This window comes from Vibrio sp. 10N.222.55.C6 (genome assembly GCF_041473395.1).
GTDB classification, from domain to species: domain Bacteria; phylum Pseudomonadota; class Gammaproteobacteria; order Enterobacterales; family Vibrionaceae; genus Vibrio; species Vibrio crassostreae_C.
Map to the genome: position 1 here is coordinate 1 of NZ_JBFRSD010000857.1, position 212 is coordinate 212.

1 protein-coding gene is annotated in these 212 nt (G+C 46.2%); it reads left to right on the forward strand.

Translation table 11 applies throughout. The annotated features are described in order from the left end of the window. Positions 1-212: potassium transporter TrkG (locus AB4486_RS26550; protein ID WP_372119755.1), on the forward strand; the 212-nt coding region annotated here is incomplete at both ends.

The following is a 212-nucleotide window of genomic DNA, read 5'->3' on the forward strand; positions in this document are numbered from 1 at the left end:
TGTATGCTGGCTCTTATTGCAACTGGTATGGACGAGTTGAGTGCTTTCTCTGCGGTAGCGGCGACATTAAATAACCTTGGCCCGGGCCTTGGTGAAGTCGCGGTGCACTTTGGCGATGTGAACGACAAAGCAAAATGGGTACTTATCGTATCTATGCTGTTTGGCCGATTAGAAATCTTCACCTTATTAATCTTATTGACCCCTACGTTTTG